General features: G+C 47.3%; 22 protein-coding genes. 13 read left to right on the top strand and 9 right to left on the bottom strand.

Annotation, left to right across the window (positions count from 1 at the left end):
* The first annotated feature begins 187 nt into the window (after positions 1 to 187).
* From ACOCLE_RS00505 to ACOCLE_RS00470, 8 genes are all read left to right on the top strand, one after another.
* Positions 188 to 739, top strand: a complete 552-nt coding sequence (locus ACOCLE_RS00505; RefSeq protein ID WP_419535064.1) for a RimK/LysX family protein — start codon at positions 188 to 190, stop codon at positions 737 to 739.
* Between the two features lie 62 nt (positions 740 to 801).
* The gene (locus ACOCLE_RS00500) at positions 802 to 1,338 is read left to right on the top strand and encodes a ZrgA family zinc uptake protein (protein WP_419535063.1); all 537 of its coding nucleotides are present in this window, start codon (positions 802 to 804) and stop codon (positions 1,336 to 1,338) included.
* 15 nt (positions 1,339 to 1,353) lie between these two features.
* A complete protein-coding gene (locus ACOCLE_RS00495; protein WP_419535062.1) occupies positions 1,354 to 2,055 on the top strand; it encodes an ATP-binding cassette domain-containing protein in 702 nt (233 codons plus the stop codon).
* The gene (locus tag ACOCLE_RS00490; protein WP_419535061.1) at positions 2,049 to 3,200 is read left to right on the top strand and encodes an ABC transporter permease; all 1,152 of its coding nucleotides are present in this window, start codon (positions 2,049 to 2,051) and stop codon (positions 3,198 to 3,200) included. The genes ACOCLE_RS00495 and ACOCLE_RS00490 overlap by 7 nt, the downstream gene beginning before the upstream one ends.
* A gap of 284 nt (positions 3,201 to 3,484) precedes the next feature.
* Positions 3,485 to 4,462 carry a hypothetical protein gene (locus tag ACOCLE_RS00485; RefSeq protein WP_419535060.1) on the top strand — a complete coding sequence of 326 codons (978 nt, stop codon included), beginning with the start codon at positions 3,485 to 3,487 and terminating at the stop codon, positions 4,460 to 4,462.
* A gap of 248 nt (positions 4,463 to 4,710) precedes the next feature.
* Complete coding sequence (locus tag ACOCLE_RS00480; protein ID WP_419535059.1) at positions 4,711 to 6,291, top strand: peptide chain release factor 3; 1,581 nt, start codon at positions 4,711 to 4,713, stop codon at positions 6,289 to 6,291.
* Between the two features lie 27 nt (positions 6,292 to 6,318).
* A complete protein-coding gene (locus ACOCLE_RS00475; protein ID WP_419535058.1) occupies positions 6,319 to 7,296 on the top strand; it encodes an RING finger protein in 978 nt (325 codons plus the stop codon).
* Positions 7,297 to 7,374: 78 nt separating this feature from the next.
* A complete protein-coding gene (locus ACOCLE_RS00470; protein ID WP_419535057.1) occupies positions 7,375 to 8,556 on the top strand; it encodes a nucleoside recognition domain-containing protein in 1,182 nt (393 codons plus the stop codon).
* Between the two features lie 45 nt (positions 8,557 to 8,601).
* Here the strand turns inward: ACOCLE_RS00470 and ACOCLE_RS00465 are convergent, their stop codons facing one another.
* From ACOCLE_RS00465 to ACOCLE_RS00455, 3 genes are read right to left on the bottom strand one after another with little or no spacing between them, the layout of a single operon-like run.
* The gene (locus tag ACOCLE_RS00465; protein WP_419535056.1) at positions 8,602 to 9,204 is read right to left on the bottom strand and encodes a TetR family transcriptional regulator; all 603 of its coding nucleotides are present in this window, start codon (positions 9,202 to 9,204) and stop codon (positions 8,602 to 8,604) included.
* 5 nt (positions 9,205 to 9,209) lie between these two features.
* Positions 9,210 to 12,410, bottom strand: a complete 3,201-nt coding sequence (locus tag ACOCLE_RS00460) for an efflux RND transporter permease subunit (RefSeq protein WP_419535055.1) — start codon at positions 12,408 to 12,410, stop codon at positions 9,210 to 9,212.
* Positions 12,407 to 13,732, bottom strand: a complete 1,326-nt coding sequence (locus ACOCLE_RS00455; protein ID WP_419535054.1) for an efflux RND transporter periplasmic adaptor subunit — start codon at positions 13,730 to 13,732, stop codon at positions 12,407 to 12,409. The genes ACOCLE_RS00460 and ACOCLE_RS00455 overlap by 4 nt, the downstream gene beginning before the upstream one ends.
* Before the next feature lie 261 nt (positions 13,733 to 13,993).
* Between ACOCLE_RS00455 and ACOCLE_RS00450 the strand changes: the two genes are divergently transcribed.
* Positions 13,994 to 14,230, top strand: a complete 237-nt coding sequence (locus ACOCLE_RS00450) for a hypothetical protein (protein ID WP_066014176.1) — start codon at positions 13,994 to 13,996, stop codon at positions 14,228 to 14,230.
* Between the two features lie 60 nt (positions 14,231 to 14,290).
* Here ACOCLE_RS00450 and ACOCLE_RS00445 read toward each other — a convergent pair whose 3' ends face one another.
* Entirely contained in the window at positions 14,291 to 14,776 is a 486-nt protein-coding gene (locus tag ACOCLE_RS00445; RefSeq protein ID WP_066014177.1) for an FKBP-type peptidyl-prolyl cis-trans isomerase, read from the bottom strand.
* Positions 14,777 to 14,918: 142 nt separating this feature from the next.
* On the opposite strand from ACOCLE_RS00445, the gene ACOCLE_RS00440 reads away from it, so the two are divergent.
* Positions 14,919 to 15,503, top strand: coding sequence for a DNA-3-methyladenine glycosylase I (locus ACOCLE_RS00440; protein WP_419535053.1), 585 nt, complete (start codon positions 14,919 to 14,921; stop codon positions 15,501 to 15,503).
* A 198-nt stretch (positions 15,504 to 15,701) separates the two neighbouring features.
* Here the strand turns inward: ACOCLE_RS00440 and ACOCLE_RS00435 are convergent, their stop codons facing one another.
* Positions 15,702 to 16,544 carry an RNA polymerase sigma factor gene (locus tag ACOCLE_RS00435; protein WP_419535052.1) on the bottom strand — a complete coding sequence of 281 codons (843 nt, stop codon included), beginning with the start codon at positions 16,542 to 16,544 and terminating at the stop codon, positions 15,702 to 15,704.
* A 521-nt stretch (positions 16,545 to 17,065) separates the two neighbouring features.
* Between ACOCLE_RS00435 and ACOCLE_RS00430 the strand changes: the two genes are divergently transcribed.
* On the top strand, positions 17,066 to 17,452 hold the full coding sequence (locus tag ACOCLE_RS00430) for a TIGR04076 family protein (protein ID WP_419535051.1): 387 nt from the start codon (positions 17,066 to 17,068) through the stop codon (positions 17,450 to 17,452).
* Between the two features lie 123 nt (positions 17,453 to 17,575).
* On the opposite strand, the gene ACOCLE_RS00425 is transcribed toward ACOCLE_RS00430, so the two are convergent.
* Positions 17,576 to 17,740, bottom strand: a complete 165-nt coding sequence (locus tag ACOCLE_RS00425; protein ID WP_419537283.1) for a hypothetical protein — start codon at positions 17,738 to 17,740, stop codon at positions 17,576 to 17,578.
* Between ACOCLE_RS00425 and ACOCLE_RS00420 the strand changes: the two genes are divergently transcribed.
* A complete protein-coding gene (locus ACOCLE_RS00420; RefSeq protein ID WP_419537272.1) occupies positions 17,711 to 17,785 on the top strand; it encodes a hypothetical protein in 75 nt (24 codons plus the stop codon). The two genes, ACOCLE_RS00425 and ACOCLE_RS00420, sit on opposite strands and share 30 nt — an antisense overlap.
* Here the strand turns inward: ACOCLE_RS00420 and ybaK are convergent.
* From ybaK to ACOCLE_RS00405, 3 genes are read right to left on the bottom strand one after another with little or no spacing between them, the layout of a single operon-like run.
* Positions 17,756 to 18,223 (bottom strand): Cys-tRNA(Pro) deacylase, encoded by a 468-nt coding sequence (gene ybaK / locus ACOCLE_RS00415; protein WP_419535050.1) that lies wholly within the window; start codon positions 18,221 to 18,223, stop codon positions 17,756 to 17,758. The two genes, ACOCLE_RS00420 and ybaK, sit on opposite strands and share 30 nt — an antisense overlap.
* Before the next feature lie 12 nt (positions 18,224 to 18,235).
* A complete protein-coding gene (gene arfB, locus ACOCLE_RS00410; RefSeq protein WP_066014182.1) occupies positions 18,236 to 18,649 on the bottom strand; it encodes an alternative ribosome rescue aminoacyl-tRNA hydrolase ArfB in 414 nt (137 codons plus the stop codon).
* 37 nt (positions 18,650 to 18,686) lie between these two features.
* Positions 18,687 to 19,007 carry a DUF2288 domain-containing protein gene (locus ACOCLE_RS00405; RefSeq protein WP_419535049.1) on the bottom strand — a complete coding sequence of 107 codons (321 nt, stop codon included), beginning with the start codon at positions 19,005 to 19,007 and terminating at the stop codon, positions 18,687 to 18,689.
* 609 nt (positions 19,008 to 19,616) lie between these two features.
* On the opposite strand from ACOCLE_RS00405, the gene ACOCLE_RS00400 reads away from it, so the two are divergent.
* Positions 19,617 to 21,527: a dipeptide ABC transporter ATP-binding protein gene (locus tag ACOCLE_RS00400; RefSeq protein WP_419535048.1), complete on the top strand. Its 1,911-nt coding sequence runs from the start codon at positions 19,617 to 19,619 to the stop codon at positions 21,525 to 21,527.

Below are 21,527 nucleotides of genomic sequence, written 5' to 3'. Positions count from 1 at the left end.
TCTGTATTTAACTACGAATGCACTCAAATAGACAAACCGTGTTGAACAGAATATGTCTTGACCATGAGAGGTGGAGCAGAGCATCAGAAACACGACCGCCTGAAGGACAGCGACCTATCAAACCATTTCCTTTATAGCCGATAGATTTGTGATAAATGCTGAACCAAGTGAAGCTGGCATTAGCTAAATGGACCAGACAACCCAAAATAGTTCTACTCAACCATGGACACGGCTTTTACAGCTGAGTCTATTGTTTTTCTTTTCTTGGATGCCGCACTTTGCATCAGGCAGCAGCCAACCCTGTAAAGTGGGCGGGCATCCGCTGTTTGGCTATCTCGAAAATGCAACCCTGGTCAATATCAACCAGCTTCAAGTGGAGTCACTGGTAGATAGTGGTGCCACAACAACGGCGCTGGATGCACGAAATATTCGAATGCATATCAAGCGAAATGGAGCCCGCTGGGTTCACTACGATTTCATTCACAAGGATAGTGGTCAGAAAACGCCTATGTACCAGCCTGTTAGCCGGGTTGCCAGAATAATTACTCACAAAGGTGCCCCCAGCGAGCGAGCGGTTGTCCGAAACACAATAAAAGTGGGTAAGATTACACGCTTTGTAGATACCTCTTTAATCAGTCGTAGCAACTTCCCTCAACAACTACTCATTGGCCGAAATTTTTTAAAAGATACCGCACTGATTGATTCTGGCGGGAAATATCTACAGGAAAACTGCCAATGAACTGCTTTAGAAAAAGGGTTCGAAGGGCTTTTTCAAGTCTATTGCCGGTTATGGTTGCATCATTGCTTTCGATTGGTGCTGTAGAAAGTGCACCGAAACAGCGACTGCATAGAGCCTATGAGCCAGCCTCCATCCAACTGGATATTAACCTTCAAGAGAACTCCCTCAGCCTGTTCATTTCCATGAGCTCTGAAGCTGTCACCGCAATCACCACAAAGACTGTCCACTCGCTGGTCGACCAACTGAACGAATTTACCCCACTGGCAGTCTTACCAGAAGATGCCGACTGCAAACAGACACAAAAGCAGTTCATTTCAGAATCAGCGATACTCCCCTCAATGAATACTGAGCCGCATCCCCAAAGCACCACCTCTCAACAGGTAACGGGGTATCTCGAATATGAGTGCGAAAGTCCTGAAAACCTGTCTCATTTGAAATTTCGTGGTTTCAAGGCCATCCCGGGCTTGAAGCATGCCAGCGTCTGGCTAATCAGTGACAACTGGCAAAGCAAACAACAGCTAAACCAAAAACAGAAAGTGATCCAGCTGCAAAAAAAGCGGAGATTGATTCATTTTCTTCTGGAACTTTTTACTGATTAGACAAAGGAAGTCCACATGAACCAGACGGTGATCATAGAGAATTTAGAGCTGAGTAGAGAAAAGAAACACTGCCTCTCTATACCATTATTTACCGTGAACAAAGGTGAACGCCTTCAAATTACCGGGTTAAATGGCTCAGGCAAGACCAGCTTACTTCAATTGCTGGCAGGCTTACTTATGCCTGATAGCGGGAAGATCGAAATACTGGGACAGCGAATGGACAGCCTTTCCAGAGCCAACCGGGAAAAATTCCGGGCAGGACATGTTGGCTACATTTTTCAGCAGCCAACGTTGATTCCCTATCTGAACCCTTTAGAAAACATTTTACTCCCCTGTCGCCTGTCCGAGTTACGACAGCAACGGCTGGAAACGCAGCAGACCACGGCTAATTATGAAGCTTATCAACTCATGGCCGCACTAAAAATGGAGAACCCCGAGCTACTTCGCCAGAGCACTGGAACACTCAGCATTGGTCAACAGCAAAGAGTAGCTATTGCCCGGGCTCTGATTGGCACCCCATCCATCATTCTGGCCGATGAGGCAGCATCAGCACTTGATCCACTGGCTCGAAAAACCATGTATGACATGTTATTGCAATCAACCAAAGAGCATGAACAAACATTAATTTGTGTTGACCATACCCCATACCCGGGGTTTGACCGCTGTCTTGATATGTCAAAAATCAACCGTTCCAAGCAGGTGGCCAAGCTATGGTAAACGTTAACTGGCTCAGCAATACACAAATTACTTTTCAACATGTGATGAAAAGTATGGCTTATCGGAAAAAAAACACAGTGACCATGCTGGCTGTCCTGGCATTTGGCTTTTACCTTCTGTTTCTTTTTCAGAATATAAAGGGACAGTTAACGGAAAATATTGATCATTATTCACTGAAAAGTGACTTGATCCTTGGCAAGGAATCTTCTCCCCTGCCACTTGTCTTATTCTCATTATTCCAGGTGGGATCCCCACCACCAGCCATAAGTCTGGAAACACTGAATGAGTTGATAAAACACCCAGAAATTGAATACGCCATACCCTATGCCTACGGGGAGACCCATCGCGGAATCACGGTTATTGGCACCAGCCCTGAAGGGATAAAACAACTAACCCAGCAACAATCAAACTCTCATATTACGCAGGAGAAAAAACAACAGCTGAATACCTCTGAAACACCATCATCCAATGACTCTCCAATGTGGGCATATATCGGTGCAAACATAGCGAAACAGCTTGGTTATAAAATCAACGACAGGATTACTATTGCCGATGGAAATGATCCATCAATAGAGCAAGAGTACAAGAAAGCATTTACTATCATTGATATTCTTCCTCAAAAACACACCTTTCAGGATGATATGGTCTTTGTATCCTTGGATGGATTGATAGAGGCAAGAAAAAGCCATGCTAGCGACTATGCAGTAAGCTGGTTCAGTCCTGACGATATTTCTTTTATAAGCGTAAAGCTTAGGGATCGCATAGCCCTTTTAGCTATGGAAGAAACATTGACCAAACTGGCTGCAGAGAAGGAGCTGAATATTACAGCCGCCATTCCAGCCAAAGAACTGGACACCCTCTATAACTATGTTAATAAAGCTACTGCCGGCCTGATTTTAATGTCTTTTATCACCCTTGGACTCTGTTTATTAACTCTTTTTTACGCATTAATCAGCAACTTACAGGAGAGAAAACAAGAGGTACGGCTTTATAAAACATTGGGGATGAGTCAAGGCTTTATTAATGTGATGTCAATTCTAGAGCCACTTCTCATTATCACTACAGCATTTTGGGTGGGCTTTATATTAAGCGAGCTATCCTCAACAGCGGTTTCAAAGCTTCTCATTATCAGTTTGCTGAACTAGTTCACCCTGCTGATATTAATAAACAGTCCCCAACAGTACTTACCATTTCCCACCCAGCAAGTAAGTACTTGTACATCCATTGTTAAGAAAAAATAACAACTTACAAACCAAAATCACAGCCCCATTCATTGTAAAAAACGCCAATAAAGAGCGAACCCAGCTTTTCCCATGATAACTGTCTGAAAAAACCAACAAACAAATCAAGAAAACTTAAAGCCATCTCGACGTTCACCTTCCAAACTATCCAAATACGATCCGGCAAGCCTCAAGAAAAAATAAAAAGCATGGAACTTTTTTTCAAAAAAAGATTCAAACTTAAACTACATGACAATCTGAGAACAGACAATTTTATAAAATACAACAAATTAGGATTGAAAATGCTATTCATAATAACTACTAAAAATCAGGCAAAAGCAGCGTTAAAATCCTTATTATTTACTTTGGCTATTTTCTCTCAGCCAAATGCATTTGCTTCTAGCTTTCCTATACTCACAACGCTAAAACCTGCACTCTATCCGATTGATTATCGCCATATGGAGCTTTACGGTTTAAAACTAAACCGTTACTACACTACCGAAAGCGACCAAACCCCAGACAGTCCCGCTATAGAGCATAATCATTGGGGGGTATTATCCTACCCTTTTGGCTATGACCCTCAGCATGGCTTAGCGTTCAATGACAGAGTATATGATGGACTCATTGGCGTTGCAGCAATGGCCATGATGGTAACTATGGTTGCAAACGCAGCTTACTCTACATCCACAGCTCTCTGGCCATATCTCGGTGCAGCCAGCCTGACAGCCATTGAAGTCCCCAAAGACTCTCCCTGGAAAATTACCGGTTACAGTGCTGCTCATGGCGATGTCATCCAGTATTCCGATTTTAATGACAATGAAAAGGCCAAACATTCCGCCATTGAGCACAACATGTTCGACCATAAAATAAACGCTCATGGCCGCTTCCTACTCATTGACCAGGAGAACTGGTGGGGAGTTGCCGACTACCCTGTTGACGTAGATGTTACTTTTACTCGTTTCGATCCGCATTCAGGGAAAACGAATGAACAAGTCACAGTAAACATCAAACGAGAGGTAACAAACGGCTTAAAAGCTGGTGCAATTTCATCAAAAATTGTACGTACAATCGAAAATCAGGAAGAGTACGAGTTGATAACCTCGCCATCCTATCCTGAGTGGCTTGACTTTTACAGCTGGTATCATAAACCAACCTCCTTGATAACGGATTTTCAACCTGCCAACTAATATCGTGGTTTTTACCTCAATACCTGTTTTTGAAGTGCTCCTGTAATAAATCCTGTTTTCTCATAAGCGGAATAGTTTAAACGTTATGCTTGATGCACTTTAGAGAAGTACTGCGCATAACAGGAAATACCGTTTATCAGCTTGCAGTCATCTCACCGATTTGGATAATTCACACAGCTTTTACATATTTGTCATTTTGTACACATCCCATTGTGTACAGAGATGCGTACACAATTTGGAACACAAACATGTCATCACTCACCCGGGAAGTCGAAGCCAGACGCACATTCGCTATCATCTCCCACCCAGATGCCGGTAAAACCACCATTACCGAAAAGCTCCTGCTGCTGGGTGGCGCTATTCAGCTTGCCGGTACGGTAAAAGGCCGCAAAAGTGGGCGTATGGCAACCTCCGACTGGATGAAGATGGAGCAGGAGCGGGGTATCTCCATCACCACTTCGGTTATGCAATTCCCCTATCACGGTCGTACAGTAAACCTTCTGGACACCCCAGGGCACGAAGACTTCTCCGAGGATACTTACCGGACACTGACTGCTGTAGACAGCTGCCTTATGGTTATCGATGGCGCCAAAGGTGTCGAAGATCGAACCATAAAATTGATGGAAGTCTGTCGCCTGCGGGATACGCCAATCTTCACCTTCGTTAATAAAATGGACCGTGAAGTCCGTGACCAGATTGAAGTACTGGATGAAATTGAAGACATTCTGAAAATTCAGTGTGCTCCTATTACCTGGCCTATCGGCATGGGCAAACAGTTCAAAGGGGTTTATAACCTCTATACCGATACCATTCATGTGTTCAAGCCCGGTCAGGCCAGTGTGGTTCCTGAAGATATCCAGATCAAAGGACTGGAATCAGAAGAAGCCAGAACCCTGCTGGGCGATCTGCATGAAGACTTGATGGAGGAAATTGAACTGGTGAGAGGAGCCAGTCATGAATTTGATCTGGAAGAGTACCTTGCCGGTCGTATGACTCCGGTATTCTTTGGTACCGCACTGGCCAACTTCGGCGTCCGGGAAATGCTGGATGACTTTGTGAAGTGGGCTCCATCACCCATGCCCCGGGAAACCAATGAGCGAAAAGTTTCTGCCAATGAAGAGAATTTCTCAGGGTTTGTCTTTAAAATTCAGGCCAATATGGATCCCAAACATCGAGACCGTATTGCCTTTCTGAGAATCTGTTCCGGCAAATACACCCGGAACATGAAAATGAAGCATGTTCGTATTGGCAAGGACGTTAAAATTGCTGATGCGGTAACGTTCCTGGCAGGCGATCGCTCCCATGTGGATGAAGCAATATCAGGTGATATCATCGGTCTGCACAACCACGGAACTATTCAGATTGGGGATACCTTTACCCAAGGTGAAATGCTGAAATTTATGGGTATCCCGCACTTTGCTCCCGAGATGTTTCGCCGGGTTCGTCTGCGAGATCCGTTAAAACTGAAACAGCTGCAAAAAGGCCTCCAACAACTCTCAGAAGAGGGTGCCACTCAGCTATTCATGCCGGTTAACAATAATGACCTGATCCTCGGGGCAGTGGGTGTACTCCAGTTTGATGTGGTAATGCGCCGACTCAAAGACGAATACAAAGTTGAAGCGATCTATGAACCTGTGAATGTGAATACCGCTCGCTGGATTGATTGCAGTGACAATAAAAAGCTGGAAGAGTTCAAGCGTAAGTGCGCTGAAAACCTCGCCATTGATGGTGGCGGCCATCTGACTTATCTAGCACCCACCAGAGTTAATCTTTCCCTGGCTGAAGAACGCTACCCGGATGTTACCTTCCGAACTACCCGAGAGCACTGACCCCTTTAGAACAAGCGAAAGCTCTGGATGAGCTCAAAGCCGATCTCATCCAGAGCACCTCAAAGCATTTATCTGATATATCTATTCAATCTTAACCGGGAACTTTATATACAAAACTATTGTCTCAAAGCTAAAGTAATTTTGAGTAATATAAACTGCATGCCAACACCAACAACCAATCTCACAGTTTCATCTGGGCCTGCACTGAATCCAGACGTTCATAGATCAAGCACCGGTTCAGTAGACGCTGTAGATACAGAAAGTTGGCTTTATTTTTCTAAAGTGGTTGCCATTACCGTAACCCCAGTGCTTTCCCCAATAGCTTACATTGCGAAGCTGGCTGCTCGTGGAATCAGCAGTACCGGAACATTCATCCTGGCCGCTGCAAACTACTGCCATGACTACTTTTTTAATCAACGCCCATCAGATAACGAGTATTCAGAGCAGCAAAAAAAATTAGCCTCTCGTAAGATTACGCAAGTAGAAAATGAACGGTGCGGCATATGTTTGTCTGACATATCTCCTCAATACATTCAACTGGATTGCAAGCACGTTTTTGACCATGAATGCATCAAGACACACTTTAATACAATAAAGGACAACTCATTCACCCCGCCCGACTTATATGGCATTCTCCCTCAGGATCTAGAAAGCGAGTTTAATAAAACAGGTAGTCACTATCATCAGTTAGCAACAGAAGTGCATAAGCATAAAACTCCTGTTGAGATATTTTTGGAAGAGCAGGTCAGAAACGGAAGATTAAAAAACAGCGAGCTTATTCAAATTTTGGAGATGAGGGCATCAAATGAAAGAGCTGCCAAAGAGCACTTAAAGCCTGAAATTCATAGTGACTGCCCTATTTGTCTACAAGAAACCAAAGCTTTCATTGCGTATAGAAATTTTGAAGACGGTGGAGTACCCCATGCTGTCAGAGAGTTCAGACCCCCTTATCTTTTCGGGATACCGTATGTTGGCAAATGGTTGAATTCGGTGGGATTGGTATAAGGGTAATACCAATATCCTAAAGTTATCAAGATTAGCTATCATTGATAGTTTATCATTATCTCGCTTGCTGGTATGTCTATGAGTGATGCTGTCTCGACCAAATCAGAAACGTCAACGGGTGTGCGCCAGATTGTTGAACCCATAGTCCTTCTTATCCTGGCAGGGCTTCTGTTTGGCTACCTTGGCCAGACCATGGGTGTTACCCACATGTTCAACACCCTCTTTAACACCGCACACCAACTTCTGTTAAACACCGTATTGTTCCTGATGGGAATTACCGTTTTGACCGGTGCAGCAGGCCGTTTGCTGATGGAGTTTCATGTTATTTCTCTGATCGAACGGATGCTGGTGCCATTGATGAGGCCAGTGTTCAATCTCCCCGGTCGTGCTGCCATGGCGGCCATGATGACCTTTTTCTCAGACAATCCTGCAATCATTGGACTGGCCAAAGATCGCCGTTTCAGCCATTCATTCAAGGCTTATGAGATCATTTCTCTGACCAACTTCGGTACCTCTTTTGGTATGGGCCTTATTGTCATCACGTTTATGGCCACACTGCAGAACAGTGAAACCGGTGCCACCTACTTTATACCAGCAATGATCGGTCTGGCAGGTGCTCTCTTTGGCGCAGTCATATCTACACGCCTGATGCAGCGCTTTATCCGCAATGATTCCCGACTTCATGAGCTCAGTATTAAAGATACTCACAGCGAACTGCTGGATGACCACAGTTCCACAGACCCAGTCTGGTTGAGATTCCTCAATGCCCTGCTGGATGGTGGTAAAGGCGGCGTCAAAATGGGGGTAGCGATTATTCCCGGTGTATTAATCATCAGTACGTTCGTTATGGTGCTGACGTTTGGTGCGCCTACAACAGGCTACACCGGTGGTGCATTTGAAGGGGTCGCTCTGCTACCAAAACTGGCCAGTCATGTTACCTGGCTATTTGAGCTGCTCTTCGGCTTTGACCACGCTGAGCTGGTTGCTTTCCCCATTACCTCACTGGGCGCCGTCGGTGCAGCCATGTCACTGGTACCCAACTTTATCAGTCAGGGCATTATCAGTGGCAGTGATATCGCGGTATTTACCGCCATGGGCATGTGCTGGAGTGGTTACCTGAGCACGCATACAGCCATGCTGGACTCCCTTGGCTTCCGCCAGCTGACATCAAAAGCCATTCTGGCTCACACGATTGGTGGTATCTGTGCCGGTGTCGCTGCACGTTATCTTTACCTTCTGCTCAGCCCCTTTATTGGCTGAAACTGATCCAGGTGCTCAACTCATATAATGAGTTGAGCGCTTTGCTTATCGCCTCAGGCCGTCAAAAACCGTATCAGCAATAACATCCCCTTCCAGCTCAAGATCTATGGTCCCACCAACAGAGAGCCAACGTTCAATAACCCCATGAAAACAACCGCTGGCAACCAGTGATGCTGCCTCAGGTGTTATGTTCTCCCTTAACAACCCTCGTTCCTGGGCCCTTTGCATCAGCAGAGTAACTTCCCTCTGACTTCTCAAACAGAACTGATTCCACCGCTCAAGCATCTGCAGATCAAAGGCCGCCTGCTGGCTGATCCGGCACACCTGCTGAAATTGCAGATTAGTGGCAACTTCCTGCAGAACCCGCTTACCAAGATTACACAGCACATCCAGTGGGTCCTCATCATCGGCTTCCAGCTGAGCGGCAAAATGCTGATCGAGTGGATCAAAGACCCTTTCCCAGAGAGCCTCCAGCATCTGGGACTTGTCTTTAAAGTGCCAGTAAATAGCCCCCCGGGTTACACCGGCAGTACTGGCGATCTGAGCCAGAGTGACATTGGCAATTCCTTTTTCACTGAACAGCGCCAGCGCAGTTTCCAGCAGCTGAAGCCGTGTTTTCTCAGCATCTTCCTTTGTACGACGAGCCATAATTTTTAACCTGCCTGAAATCCAGGTAATTCAGCACCTTTTTCAGAGCTATTATCAGAGCTGGCAACAGTAGCTTTCACCTCAGAGGTTAATAATACATACAGCGCAGGAACCACCACCATGGCAAAAACAGTAGAAGCCGCCAGGCCAAAAATAATCGCCATACACAGTGGATACCACTGGGGATCACTGCTGGCCAGAGGGATCAGGCCAAGCACAGTGGTTAAACTGGTGCTGATTACCGGACGCAGGCGATCAGCGGCTCCTCTTGCCGCAGAGTTCGCCACCGACAAACCGGACTTCCGGTGACTGTTCATGGTTTCAATCAGAACAATACCGTTATTCACCGCAATACCAGCCAGGGAGACGACGCCCATCAAACCAATAAACGACATTGGTATTTCCGCAAGAAAGTAGCCAATAAAGGTTCCGGTTAATGCCAGGGGAACCACCAGAAGAATAATCAATGGCTGGCGCATGGAGTTGAACATCAGAGTCAGCAGGACAAAAATCATCCCCATGGCCAGGAGCATGGCTCCCCCCATGCTGCCATAGCTTTCATCCGTAGACTCCATTTCACCCGCCAGTCGATAATCATAGCCAATAGGCCATTCACGCTTCATCGCTTCCAGATGAGGAATCATCGCTTTCATAATAGTGGTTGCCGTCTGTCCTTCAGCTCTTGCCTGCACCGTTACCGCTCTCTGGCCATCAGTATGAACATAAACCTGTGGTGCAGCCATCAACTCATATTCAGCAAGATCCAGCAAAGGCACACTTCGCCCATCATCCGTTATTACCCTCATCAGCTGCATTTCGGCAATATGTTGGGGACTGCCAAGCTCACCGCCACGGCTGGCCCAGGCCATGCTGATCCGGATGTCCGGATCATCCTGTATACCGGGCACTTTGAAACGACCAAAGTCGTCTTCTTCCATTGCCATTCGTATCTGCTGGGCAACACTGTGCTCAGAAAGCCCGTGAAAACTTAAACGCTCTGGTATCAGACGAAAGCGAATTTCCCGGTGTGCAGCTCCCAGGTTATCACGCACTCCCTGGGCTCCAGGGATCTGGGAAAGCCTGCTACGAACTTCCCCAGAAATATCACGGAGCAGACCATAGTCCTCACCCAGAATTTCAATCTGAACCGGAGCCGCATTGTAGGGATTACCCCCCACATGGGTCAGGAATATTTCCAGCCCGGCTTCGCCGCTGAGCGCCTCATTCAACCCCTCACGGATGTCATCAAGGTATTCAAACGATATACGGCCCCGGTCTTTCCGGGGTACCAGGATGGCGGTAAACCCCACCTGATTGTAGGCCTTGGATGGCAGCAGTGCTTCATTCAGCGAGCTGCTGGTCACCGGACTTTTCTCTCCTACATAAGCGATATTCTTCTCAATCCAGGGCTGTTCCCGTAGATAAGCCCCCGCCTTGTCGGCAACCTGCTGAGCCTGCTCCAGCGTTGCATCTGGCCCTAACTGGATCGCAACACCAATTTTACGGTCATCGCTTTCCGAAAACATCATCACCGGCAGCTGCCCAGCTGCCAGCAGGCTCAGGACAAACAACCCAAAAGCACCAGCGACCCAGGAAATGGCGGTAATACGGTTTTTTAACACGGCAACCAGCAACCAGTTAGTCAGTTGTCCCCGGTACTTCATGCTCAAACGGTCAATAAGCAGTTCTCTGGAACGGCCGGAGTCTTTTTCCAGCAGATACCGGGAGAGTGGTATACAGACCAGAAAAGCAACCAGCAAACTGACCAGCAGACTGATGGTAATGGTCATGGGCAGTATTCGGATAAACTTACCGGGAATCCCACCGACCAGCATTAAGGGAACCATCGCCAGGATAGTGGTCAGCTGTCCGGCAGTGGCGGGTAACAGGAACGTTTTAACCGTTGAGAGCGCTGCCTGTGAAAAAGACTGTTTACGGACATAGAGCCCATCGTGCATGCCTTCCATCACCAGGATGTACACATCCACCAGCAACCCCAGCGCCAGCACCATACCGACCAGCACTGTCGAACTCAGGGTATAACCGAGCACTGCCATACCGGCCAGTGTGGCCAATAAGGTCACCGGAAGTGCAATACCAGCAATCAGCGCTTCTCGCCAGGTCAGCAGGAACATCAGGACAACAAAAACAATAATGACTGCCTGATACATGGAGCCGGAGATATCCTCAAACGCCAGCTCAATCAGTTCACCGTCATCGGTTACCTTAGTGAGCTGAAGCCCCTGGGGCCAGGTATCACTTCTGACAACCTGATCAGCCAGCCGCTCTGCAGCTCCGATAACTGCAAATGTATCTTCACCGGGACGTTTGGTGATATCCAGAGTAATACCACGGGTAAACTCACCGTGATCAAGACTGAAATAGTTGCGGCTTTTTTCCCGGTCCAGCCTCAGACTGACATCAGCAATCTCACCAAGTCTGACCGGACGGTTTTCATCAAACCGTGTGATGGGCAGTTTTTTGAGTTTTTCAACGCTGTCAAAACGCCCGGCAAGATAGAGTGTAAAGGTACTTTCACTGCCTTCAAACTCACCCCATGCCATGTCCTGATTTGCAGCCTGAAGTCGATCTCTGACCAACAGCGGTGAAATCCCCAGCTCTCTCAACTTATATGGTTTTAGTCGTATATGAAGACTCTTCTCCCGCATTCCCCCCAGCGTCACCTTCTTAACGGTGGGAATGGTTTCAAACTGGGACTCAAGACGCTTCGCAACATCCGTCAGAATCAGGTCATCAACGTTACCATGAAGCACCAGGCTGATCACCGGCATATCGGCAACGGACATCTCCTCAATTTCCGGCTTATCAATATCCGCTTCTGATGGAAACTGACTTTCAGCTTTGTCTACCTTGGCACGCAGCCGCTGGAGTGCCTCGGCAACCGGCATATCAGCCTCAAACTCAACAGCCACCATTGAGTAAGAATGGTAGGAACCACTGGCAAATGTCTTTAACCCCTTAACGCTGCGAATTTCATCTTCCAGCGGTTTGGTCACCTCTTTCTCAACCTGCTCCGGAGCAGCACCTGGCCAGGAGACGGTGATCAACGCTTTGGGAATTTCAAGATCCGGGTAGTTCTCACGAACCATGGTGTTATAGGACAACACACCAGAGAGTAAAAATAGCCCGAGTAACAGGCGGGCAAAGAGCGTCTGCAGAAAGAGCTTTCGAGACAGCCAGTTCATTCAGCGCCTCCTGCCTTCAGCTCATTAATAACGTTAACAGAACTGTCATCAGCCAGAAGGTGCTGACCACGAACCACAACCCGGTCACCATTATGGAGACCATCAACCACTTCCAGGTTCAATAACCCCTGAATACCAATAGACAACCAGCGCAGCTCAACCCGATTATCCGGCTTAACCACGAACACATAGGGCTTGCCATCACGGAATGAGATTGCCTGCCAGGGCAGCGTTAGGACATCGGTTTTCTGTTCGGTGGCAATCCAGGCTCGGACAAACATGCCATCCTGTATGGCCTGGGCATCCCCCTCAGTCCTGACCTTCACCTGTCGTGAGCGATTCTGAAGGCTGAGGGCGGGGCTTACGGACCAGACGCTGCCTTTTACCACTCCTCGCTGATCAAACCCTTCATCGACAGAGTCATAAAGTATTCGGTCATCCTGAGCCAGATAGACAGGCTGACCTTCCTGAATGGAACGCGCTTCCGCTTCAGCAACCTCAAGACTGATTTCATAACGACTGTCGTCTACTACCACAATCGCACTGGTCGCTTCCCGCTCCCTGTTGGTACTGATGCCTGCCGGAGGGTAATAGTAATTATCCTGCAGCACATTCATTGCCGTGATCACGCCATCAAACGGAGCAAACAGGCTGGTTTTTTCAAGGTTGACCGTAGCCCGGTTCAGGTCTGCTGCCACCCCTTTCTCTTCAGAACGTGCGGCTTGCAGGCTGCTTTCTGCTGCTTCAACGCCCACCTGGGCATTGAGCATTCCGGTTCGATAGCGATCATACTCATCTCTGGATACCACACCTTTTTTGTAGATCGCTTCAATCCGGGCAAAATCTTTTTCAGCCTGTTGCTTATCATTCTGGGCCATATGAACACCGGCCTCGGCTTCTTTCCGCCGCTCTCTGGCAGACTGTAGCCGGGCCTCCAAAGCAACCACTTCGGCCGTATTTTCCCGGTTATCAATTCTGGCCAGCAACTGCCCTAAGCGGACATCATCATTGGGGCCAAAAACACGAACGCCTTCACGCAGTGGAGAGCCTTCAGCCGATGAAGAGCCATCAGCCAGAGTGCCAATGTGTACCACCTTCCCAGGCTGTTCAAAGTTGAGAAATGCCTTTTGCAAGGCCTCCACGGTGCCTTCTGCAAAAGCCCAGGCCGACAGCTCTCCCGGAACGACCTGCATCACATCAACACGAACCGGTGGCGTCTCATAAACCACGGCAGCAGAGTCACCACTGCTTTGAATTCGATAACCGGCCAGTGCCAGACCTGCCAGCACCAGACTGATGACAACAACTTTGCTGAATTTCATGGGCTTCTGCTTATTTTTTGCATATTAGTATCTATTTATAATTTTACATACATACATGAATGCTTGTATATAACCCATATTGACGAGGCCGCAGGTTCAGATCGTGATCAAGTGACTCAAACGAAGGTCTAACGGTCAAAAATCATTTCCGGAGCCATAGTTATAGATTCTGCAGATATAAGCAGAGCATTTATAACAACCAGATTTTTTAAAGCAGTGCTCTGAGCGACTTGGGAAAAACGAATTGGTAAGGAGAGAGGTATGCGCCTGAACCTTCTGTTAGCACCGTTACAGCACGTAATAGACGCCATGCAAAAAGGTGAGACCTTTAAGATCCGGGTGCTGATGGAGGAGCTGGGCCTGTGGGAACATCAGGATGACCTGCAGAAAATGAGAATAGCCGCCAGTTTCCGGTCCATGGTGGAGAGTGGTGTGCTAACCAATATTCAGTTGCTCACTCACCATAAAACCCGGCATGCCGTGTACATAACCATCTAATCAATGCCAGAAGATCATATCGACATAAAAAAAACCGGCAAATGCCGGTTTTTTTTATCATCAGTGAACATGCCCACCCGGTCCATGCACATGACCATGGTCCAGCTCTTCCTTGGTAGCTTCACGAACCTCAACCACTTCAATACTGAAGTGCAGATTCTCACCCGCCAGCGAGTGGTTAGCATCGATCACAACCTGGTCACCTTCGTCATCAATAGCGACCACAGTTACAATACGTGGGCCAATGGCAGTATCGGCATGAAACTGGTTACCCACCTCTACCGGATGGTCACCAAACTGTTCTTTTGGTACCGGCTGAACCAGGCTTTCGTCGTACTCACCATAGCCTTCAGCAGGCTCAACAACCACTTCAAACTTGTCTCCGGCCTGCTTGCCTTCGAGGGCATTTTCAAGACCTTCTACAATATTATGCTCCCCATGAAGATAAGCCATGGGAGACTCGCCTTCAGAACTGTCGAGAACCTCTCCTGCATCATTTTTCAGAGTGTAATGGAACAGAGCCACTTTCTCTTTGGCTATCTTCATCTGTTTACGCCTTTAACAAAGTAAACAACTATCTTAACTGCCATTGCTATCAGGAGCCAGAAAACTGCAAATAAATGCGGTTTCTGGTGTAATTGGCAGGCAAACCCTATTTGAAAGCGCCTAACAAACGGAGTTTTTTCTCTTGAGCGATTCTCGATGCAGCTGGTGTCATGGCGATGAACTCTATACCCGATACCATGATGATGAGTGGGGCGTTCCCTGCCATGACGATCAGAAACTCTTTGAATTCCTGATTCTGGAAGGAGCCCAGGCAGGTTTGAGCTGGATCACCATCCTGAAGCGCAGGGAAGGCTACCGGAAAGCGTTTCATCAATTTGATGTTCAACAAATCGCCAGAATGACAGAACAGGATGTTGAAACGCTGATGTTGGATGAGGGCATTATTCGCAACCGACTGAAGATCCAGAGTGCTGTTAAGAATGCCAGGGCGTTTATCAGGGTTCAGGAGGAGTTTGGCAGCTTCAACCAGTACCTCTGGTCGTTTGTAAACCACCAGCCCATCATCAACCATCGACAGTCAATGAGCGAAGTACCGGCCACCACCGATATTTCAGACCGGATGAGTAAAGACCTGAAAAAACGCGGTTTCAGCTTTGTGGGCAGTACCATCTGTTATGCCTATATGCAGGCCATGGGGCTGGTAAATGACCATCTGGTCAGTTGCCCATCCTATTTAACCAAAGCAGATAACAATCACACCAATTAATAACAATATCGAACCGATTGATGTCAACGACTGAAGCAATTTAGTTGACAAAAATAGAGCATATCTGGAGTTGCTCGCTGGGAGATAACAGTATGTGCGGTATCGGGCGATATCCCGCACAATTCTAGCGAGAGGGTGCCAGAATAAAAAATTCTGGCACTGCTACAGAACAAATAAATTCTTTTTCTTTTCTAATCGCTAGTTAAAAACGTTATATCTACCAGAGCCAATCAAGCCACTTATAATATGGGAAAATGAATCCGGAGACTGGTACTCTGGATACTGACGAAACATTTCTATGGCGCGATCAATTTCGGAAAACTCATCTAAATGAGCCAGTAATGCGCTTCTACCAGTGTCTGCGACTTCTTTTATTAAAATGGTGTCTTTTTCAGACACTGTTTTACCTTGTTTTATAGCTCTCGCGGCATGCTGGTGACACTGACAGGTATTTTTCTTATTCACTAACCCACAGTTGTTTGTCATAAATTTCTGTAACGACTTCCTGCCTCGAGAAAGACGAGTCCTGAACGCTTCAGGAGTGATTCCCAATATAAATGCGCCCTCTTTGCTGGTAACACCATAGGTTTCGCCAAGTATAAAAGCCACTCGCACATCCTTTTCCAGACAGGTCAGAGCACCCTGCATACACTTGAGCCTGACTTCCTCCAGCAGGAGACCTCTTTCCGGATCAGAAACCTCCAAGGGTGGAGCATCAATGGTGACAGTAGAAATAATTTCCCCGAGAGAATCGAATGTTAGCTCTGGGTGTGTACTTTGATATTTGCGTTTTGTTAGCAGGTGATTACAGGCAATTTGGTAAACCCAGGTGTTAAAGCGACTCTCTTCCCGAAAGTCGCTCAGGTGCGTAATCACTTTGATTAAAATTTCATGTGTTTGATCTTCGGCATCTTCCGGATGGTTTAACATTCTCAATGCCAAACCATAGATATTCTCTTTGATGCTACAGATAATGGCATCAAGTGCCTCTTGATCTCCATTCTTTGCAAGCTTGACATATTGCTCGAGATTTAAACTCATTGAGTAGTTTTTCCGTTTCAATTTTTTTATTTAGACTTTTTCCGGAAAAATCTAAATAAAAAAACTCAGACGATGATGCCTGGTTTTTGACCACGGCCTCGATGGTGCTGAGCATCAGCAAACGCTCGATAATAACTTAAATCCGAAGCCAGATATAAGTAGCTAAGGATTGGTCCCGGAATAACTTCGTCATTTTACCAGGATTTGTAAAAAAGCCGCCGCCCGCTGCCCGCAAACGCACAGGCGGCTTCGGCTTTTTCGGGGAGCGGGCGGCGGGTAGCGTTTGTTGAAATGTTGAAGTTATTTAAGGACAGTTACTGACCATATGGAACACGTTAATGAAGGGCTATTTCAAGACCTGGCTGACCAAAACCCGGGCAGCAAAGCAACTTTTTCCATTTTTCATGTCACAATTTTTTTCTAAAAAGTCTAAATAGGAATGAACCAACAGCACAAGGTCAAGTTCATGAGGTTCAAGTATTACTCGAGATATTATTCAACAGCTAAGGAGAAAATCAGCAATGAATAGACGTGAGTTCGTGAAAAATGGACTGGTTGGTGTTGGTGTTGGTATCGCATCCTCTAATGTCATAGCCAAGGAATTGGCCACAAAGCCAGCAGACAAGCCGCATATCAATTTCCCATCGGTCGGGAACAAAATTATTGCCAAAGTCATTTCCAGCGAGGCCCCCTGTACGATTGGTATGAAGCCGGGGTATGAGTTTGAGTTGGGTTTCCGTAAATGCGGTGACTTCTGTGGTTTTTTCTACAGCAACATTCATGAATCAATAATGGCACTTCAATTCAGTGATTCCGCTTCATCCAAACCAGGTTCAGATATCCAGGTCTTCGAGTGTCCAAATTCCAAGAATCGGGTCAAGATTGAGTTGAGACGAATCGCAGCTTAGAGTGTATCGATTACATTTCAGTCATATTTGTAACTATTACTTGGGACTGGCGTCAAAGTAATACGACGCCAGACTTATTTGCTCTATAGACCTGATAACCAGTAAAACCGCATTAATTTACCACTAATTGTTGATCCCGGACTTCTTACCGCCGGAGTCACGGCACTGGTCAGGAGCAGCGACCATCGGGGGAAACACATTATTGATGCCAGAGACATACTCGGCGACCAGTGTGCTGTGGTCTTTTGTTATGCCTATATGCAGGCTATGGGGCTGGTGAATGACCACCTGGTCACATGTCCGTCATTTAGCAATGTCAGCCAAGCGACCTGAAGTCAGCCTGACCAGATCAGCAGGAGCCAGTTCAATTTCAAGACCTCGACGCCCCGCACTGACAAACATCGTATCAAAGGACGCTGCACTGCTGTTTACTACTGTAGGCAAACGCTTTTTCTGGCCCAGTGGACTGATGCCGCCAAGAATATAGCCAGTGCTCCGCTCCGCTTCCTGTTGCTCCGCCATTGCTGCCTTTTTTGCGCCACAGGCACCGGCCATGGCTTTTAAGTCCAGTTTAGCGGCTACCGGTACCACCGCGACGGCCAGTTGCTTACCGTCCAGTTTCACCATCAGGGTTTTAAAGACCCGCTGAGGGTCCTGCCCCATTTTTTCAACCGCCTCCTCACCATAGGACTGGCTGTTGGGGTCGTGGTGATATTGGTGAACCTGATGGATGGCTTTGGCTTTTTTCAGCGCATTAATAGCAGGAGTCATGGTAATCCCAAATCAATGATCAATTCGACCACGCAATGTTTTCGTCTGGGCCCGTCGCTTTTTCTGATCAACACGCCGTTTTTTTGAGGCCAGAGTCGGACGGGTAGCCTTACGCTGTTTATGAACAACAGTTGCCTTACTGATCAGCTCTTTGAGTCTCAATAAGGCATCTTCACGATTCTTTTCCTGGGTGCGGAACCGCTGCGCCTTGATGATGATAATACCTTCCCGGGTAATACGGGCATCGCGGAAAGCAAGCAATCGCTCTTTATAAAACTCGGGCAATGAGGAAGCCCGGATATCAAAGCGCAGATGGACAGCGGAAGAGACCTTGTTGACATTCTGGCCTCCCGCGCCCTGGGCTCGAATATAACTGAACTCAATGTCATCTTCGGTAATGATGATACCGTCAGCAATCTCCAGCATTCAGACTGTTATCTCCTTTCTTTTCTCAAAACAGCTCCTATGACAATTCCTGTTCTCTTTCCTGAACAAGCACCCAGGGTCTAACCACAACAGCCCACAGATCACGGTCGTCTGCAAACCAGGACTGTGCCTGTTCATCACTAACCGCTCCCAATACGCCCTGTTCCACCCAGGCTTCTACCGCTGACTTATTATCGACTGAGATCTGGTAGCCAACATCAATCAGATCCAGTGAATCATCCACACAAAGCACAACACCTTGGGCAAAGTAACGCTGCAGTTCAGACCAGGCTATTTTTGAGGTTTCCTGATTGAGTTTGGCCTTTTCAAGTGTTTCCCGACTGACGGACTCAGACATCTTTTATGACTTCCCGTTACATTGCACACATAGTGTACAAATCGACATTTTTTTAAAACAATGAGCGGGAGAATAACAGCACATGACACTAAAGTTAAAACGCTCAATTTTGCGTCAACCGAAAGACGATTATTCGGGAGTCGGTGTCTATAAGAGCAGCGACTGAATAGATAGATGTTCAAGCTGAAAAACAAAAATCATCATGGTTCTTTATCCTGCTTTTCAAAAGAGCAGCAGATCATTCTACTATTTCATTCCCATTTAAATGAGCACGATATTCCTCGGTTACACCGTATTTCCTGACAAGATAAATAGCCAGACTATTACCCAAAAGGCCTGATTTATCCCTCTCCACATCCAGCCAGAAACACCCTTAAACATCAGCAGATGCGAAATATACCTATTTTTCCCTGATGAAAATTTAGCTAAAAATATAAAAAAAATACGAAATACAACTGATTAAAAAATAATTTTCAGCATTTTTTGCTGAATAAATGAACAACAAAATCTGAGAAGCTCAAAAGAGCCCGTGGCTGCAATTTCCAATAGCGATCACCCCGTAGAGGCAAGCTTGCCTATGAATCAGGGGCAAAAAATTTGGACTGTCATGTGAGTAAATTATTAGAAACACGTCATCTCAATGTGAATTTCGACACCTTGCTGGGGACAAAACAGGTGTTGAAAGACATTAACATCGGCATGGCATACAACGAAATACTGGCCATTGTGGGAGAGTCCGGTTCTGGCAAGTCGGTTTTCAGCAAGTCCATTATGGGCCTGCTGGGGGAAAGAGCCGATGTTCATGGCTCCATCTGGCTGCATAAGGGGACAGCTGATGATACCGCCATTGAGAACAATGGACTGGATCTGGTCAGCCTGAAACAAACAGAACTGGAAGAGATCCGGGGGGATCAGATCTCCATGATCTTCCAGGACCCAATGACCTCACTTAACCCGGTGATGACCGTCGGCAAACAGATTGCCGAAGCCATCTGTATTCACCAGAACAAAACCATGAAGGATTCTCTGGAAGAGGCTGGCAGGCTTCTGGACCTGGTTCGAGTTCCCAGTGGTCGCAAGATTCTTTCCGTTTATCCTCACCAGCTGTCTGGTGGTATGCGGCAGCGGGTCATGATTGCCATGGCACTGGCCTGCAAACCCAAACTGTTGATTGCCGATGAGCCGACCACTGCACTGGATGTGACCATTCAGGCACAGATACTGGGTCTGATTAAAGAGCTGCAGAAAGAATTGAACATGGCGGTCATATTCATTACTCATGATATGGGCGTGGTGTATGAAATCGCCGACCGCGTGGCCGTAATGTACAAAGGTGAACTGGTGGAAACCGGTACGCTGGAGCAGATCTTCACCTCACCACAACACGCCTATACCCGAGCCCTGCTCGCCGCAGCCCCAAAGTTGGGAGAAATGAGCGGAACCGATCTGCCTCGCTCGTTCCCGGTACTGACCATGGAAGAAGAGCTGGCGGGTAAAGGTGGTAACGTTGCACAGATTGACGGGCATCAGGTGGACTACAGCCAGAAGCCTATTCTTACCGCCAGCAACCTGCAGGTAATATTTCCCCGCCGTCACAATTTCTTCGGGCAGGTAACTCATCAAATTCATGCGGTTGCCAATGTGTCGTTTGATCTCTACCACGGCGAAACCCTGGGAATCGTGGGTGAATCCGGTTCCGGTAAATCTACCATCGGAAACGCCATTCTCGGCCTGCTGACAGAAGCGACGGGTGACGTGCATTATGGTGATATCAATCTGCTGGAGCCAACGCCTGAGCAGCGTGAACTGATTCGGAAAGATATCTCGTTTATTTTCCAGGATCCCCTGGCGTCACTGAACCCCCGTATGACCATCGGCGCGGCAGTAGAAGAACCTCTCATCATTCACTGCCCGGAAATGACCTCGGCAGAAAGGGAGATTCGTGCCAAAGAACTGCTGCAGCAGGTAGGCATTGCACCAGAGCTGTACCGCCATTATCCCCATGAGTTTTCCGGCGGCATGCTGCAAAGGGTCAATATTGCCCGGGCATTGACCACCAACCCGAAAATCATCGTTGCCGATGAGTCGGTTTCCGCACTGGATGTATCCGTACAGGCCACCGTGCTGAACCTGATGATGGAACTTCAGCGCGACCTCGGTGTGTCCTTTATTTTCATATCCCACGATATGGCCGTTATCGAACGTGTCTGCCACCGTGTACTGGTCATGACCAAGGGGCAACTGGTGGAAGTGGGTCATCGCCGCGCCATTTTCGAGAATACGCAACACAGCTATACCCGTAAGCTGCTGGCAGCCATACCACAGATTGATTTCTCAACCCGTCGCCAGAAAACCTTCGAATTGATTACCGACGAAGTTCCAGACCCGGTATTTCCGGTGGGTGATTCGCCAGCCCCTCAGGAAATGATTGACGTGTCGCCTGGCCATAAGGTGGCGATGGAACGATACACAAGGGATGTCATAAACGTCAGTAGTCAACCGATGCGTGAAGCGGTGTAA

This window comes from Endozoicomonas sp. (assembly GCF_965196975.1).
Classification (GTDB): Bacteria; Pseudomonadota; Gammaproteobacteria; order Pseudomonadales; family Endozoicomonadaceae; genus Endozoicomonas.
Note: the sequence above shows the minus strand (reverse complement) of the source record. Positions and strands in the feature narration are given on the sequence as shown.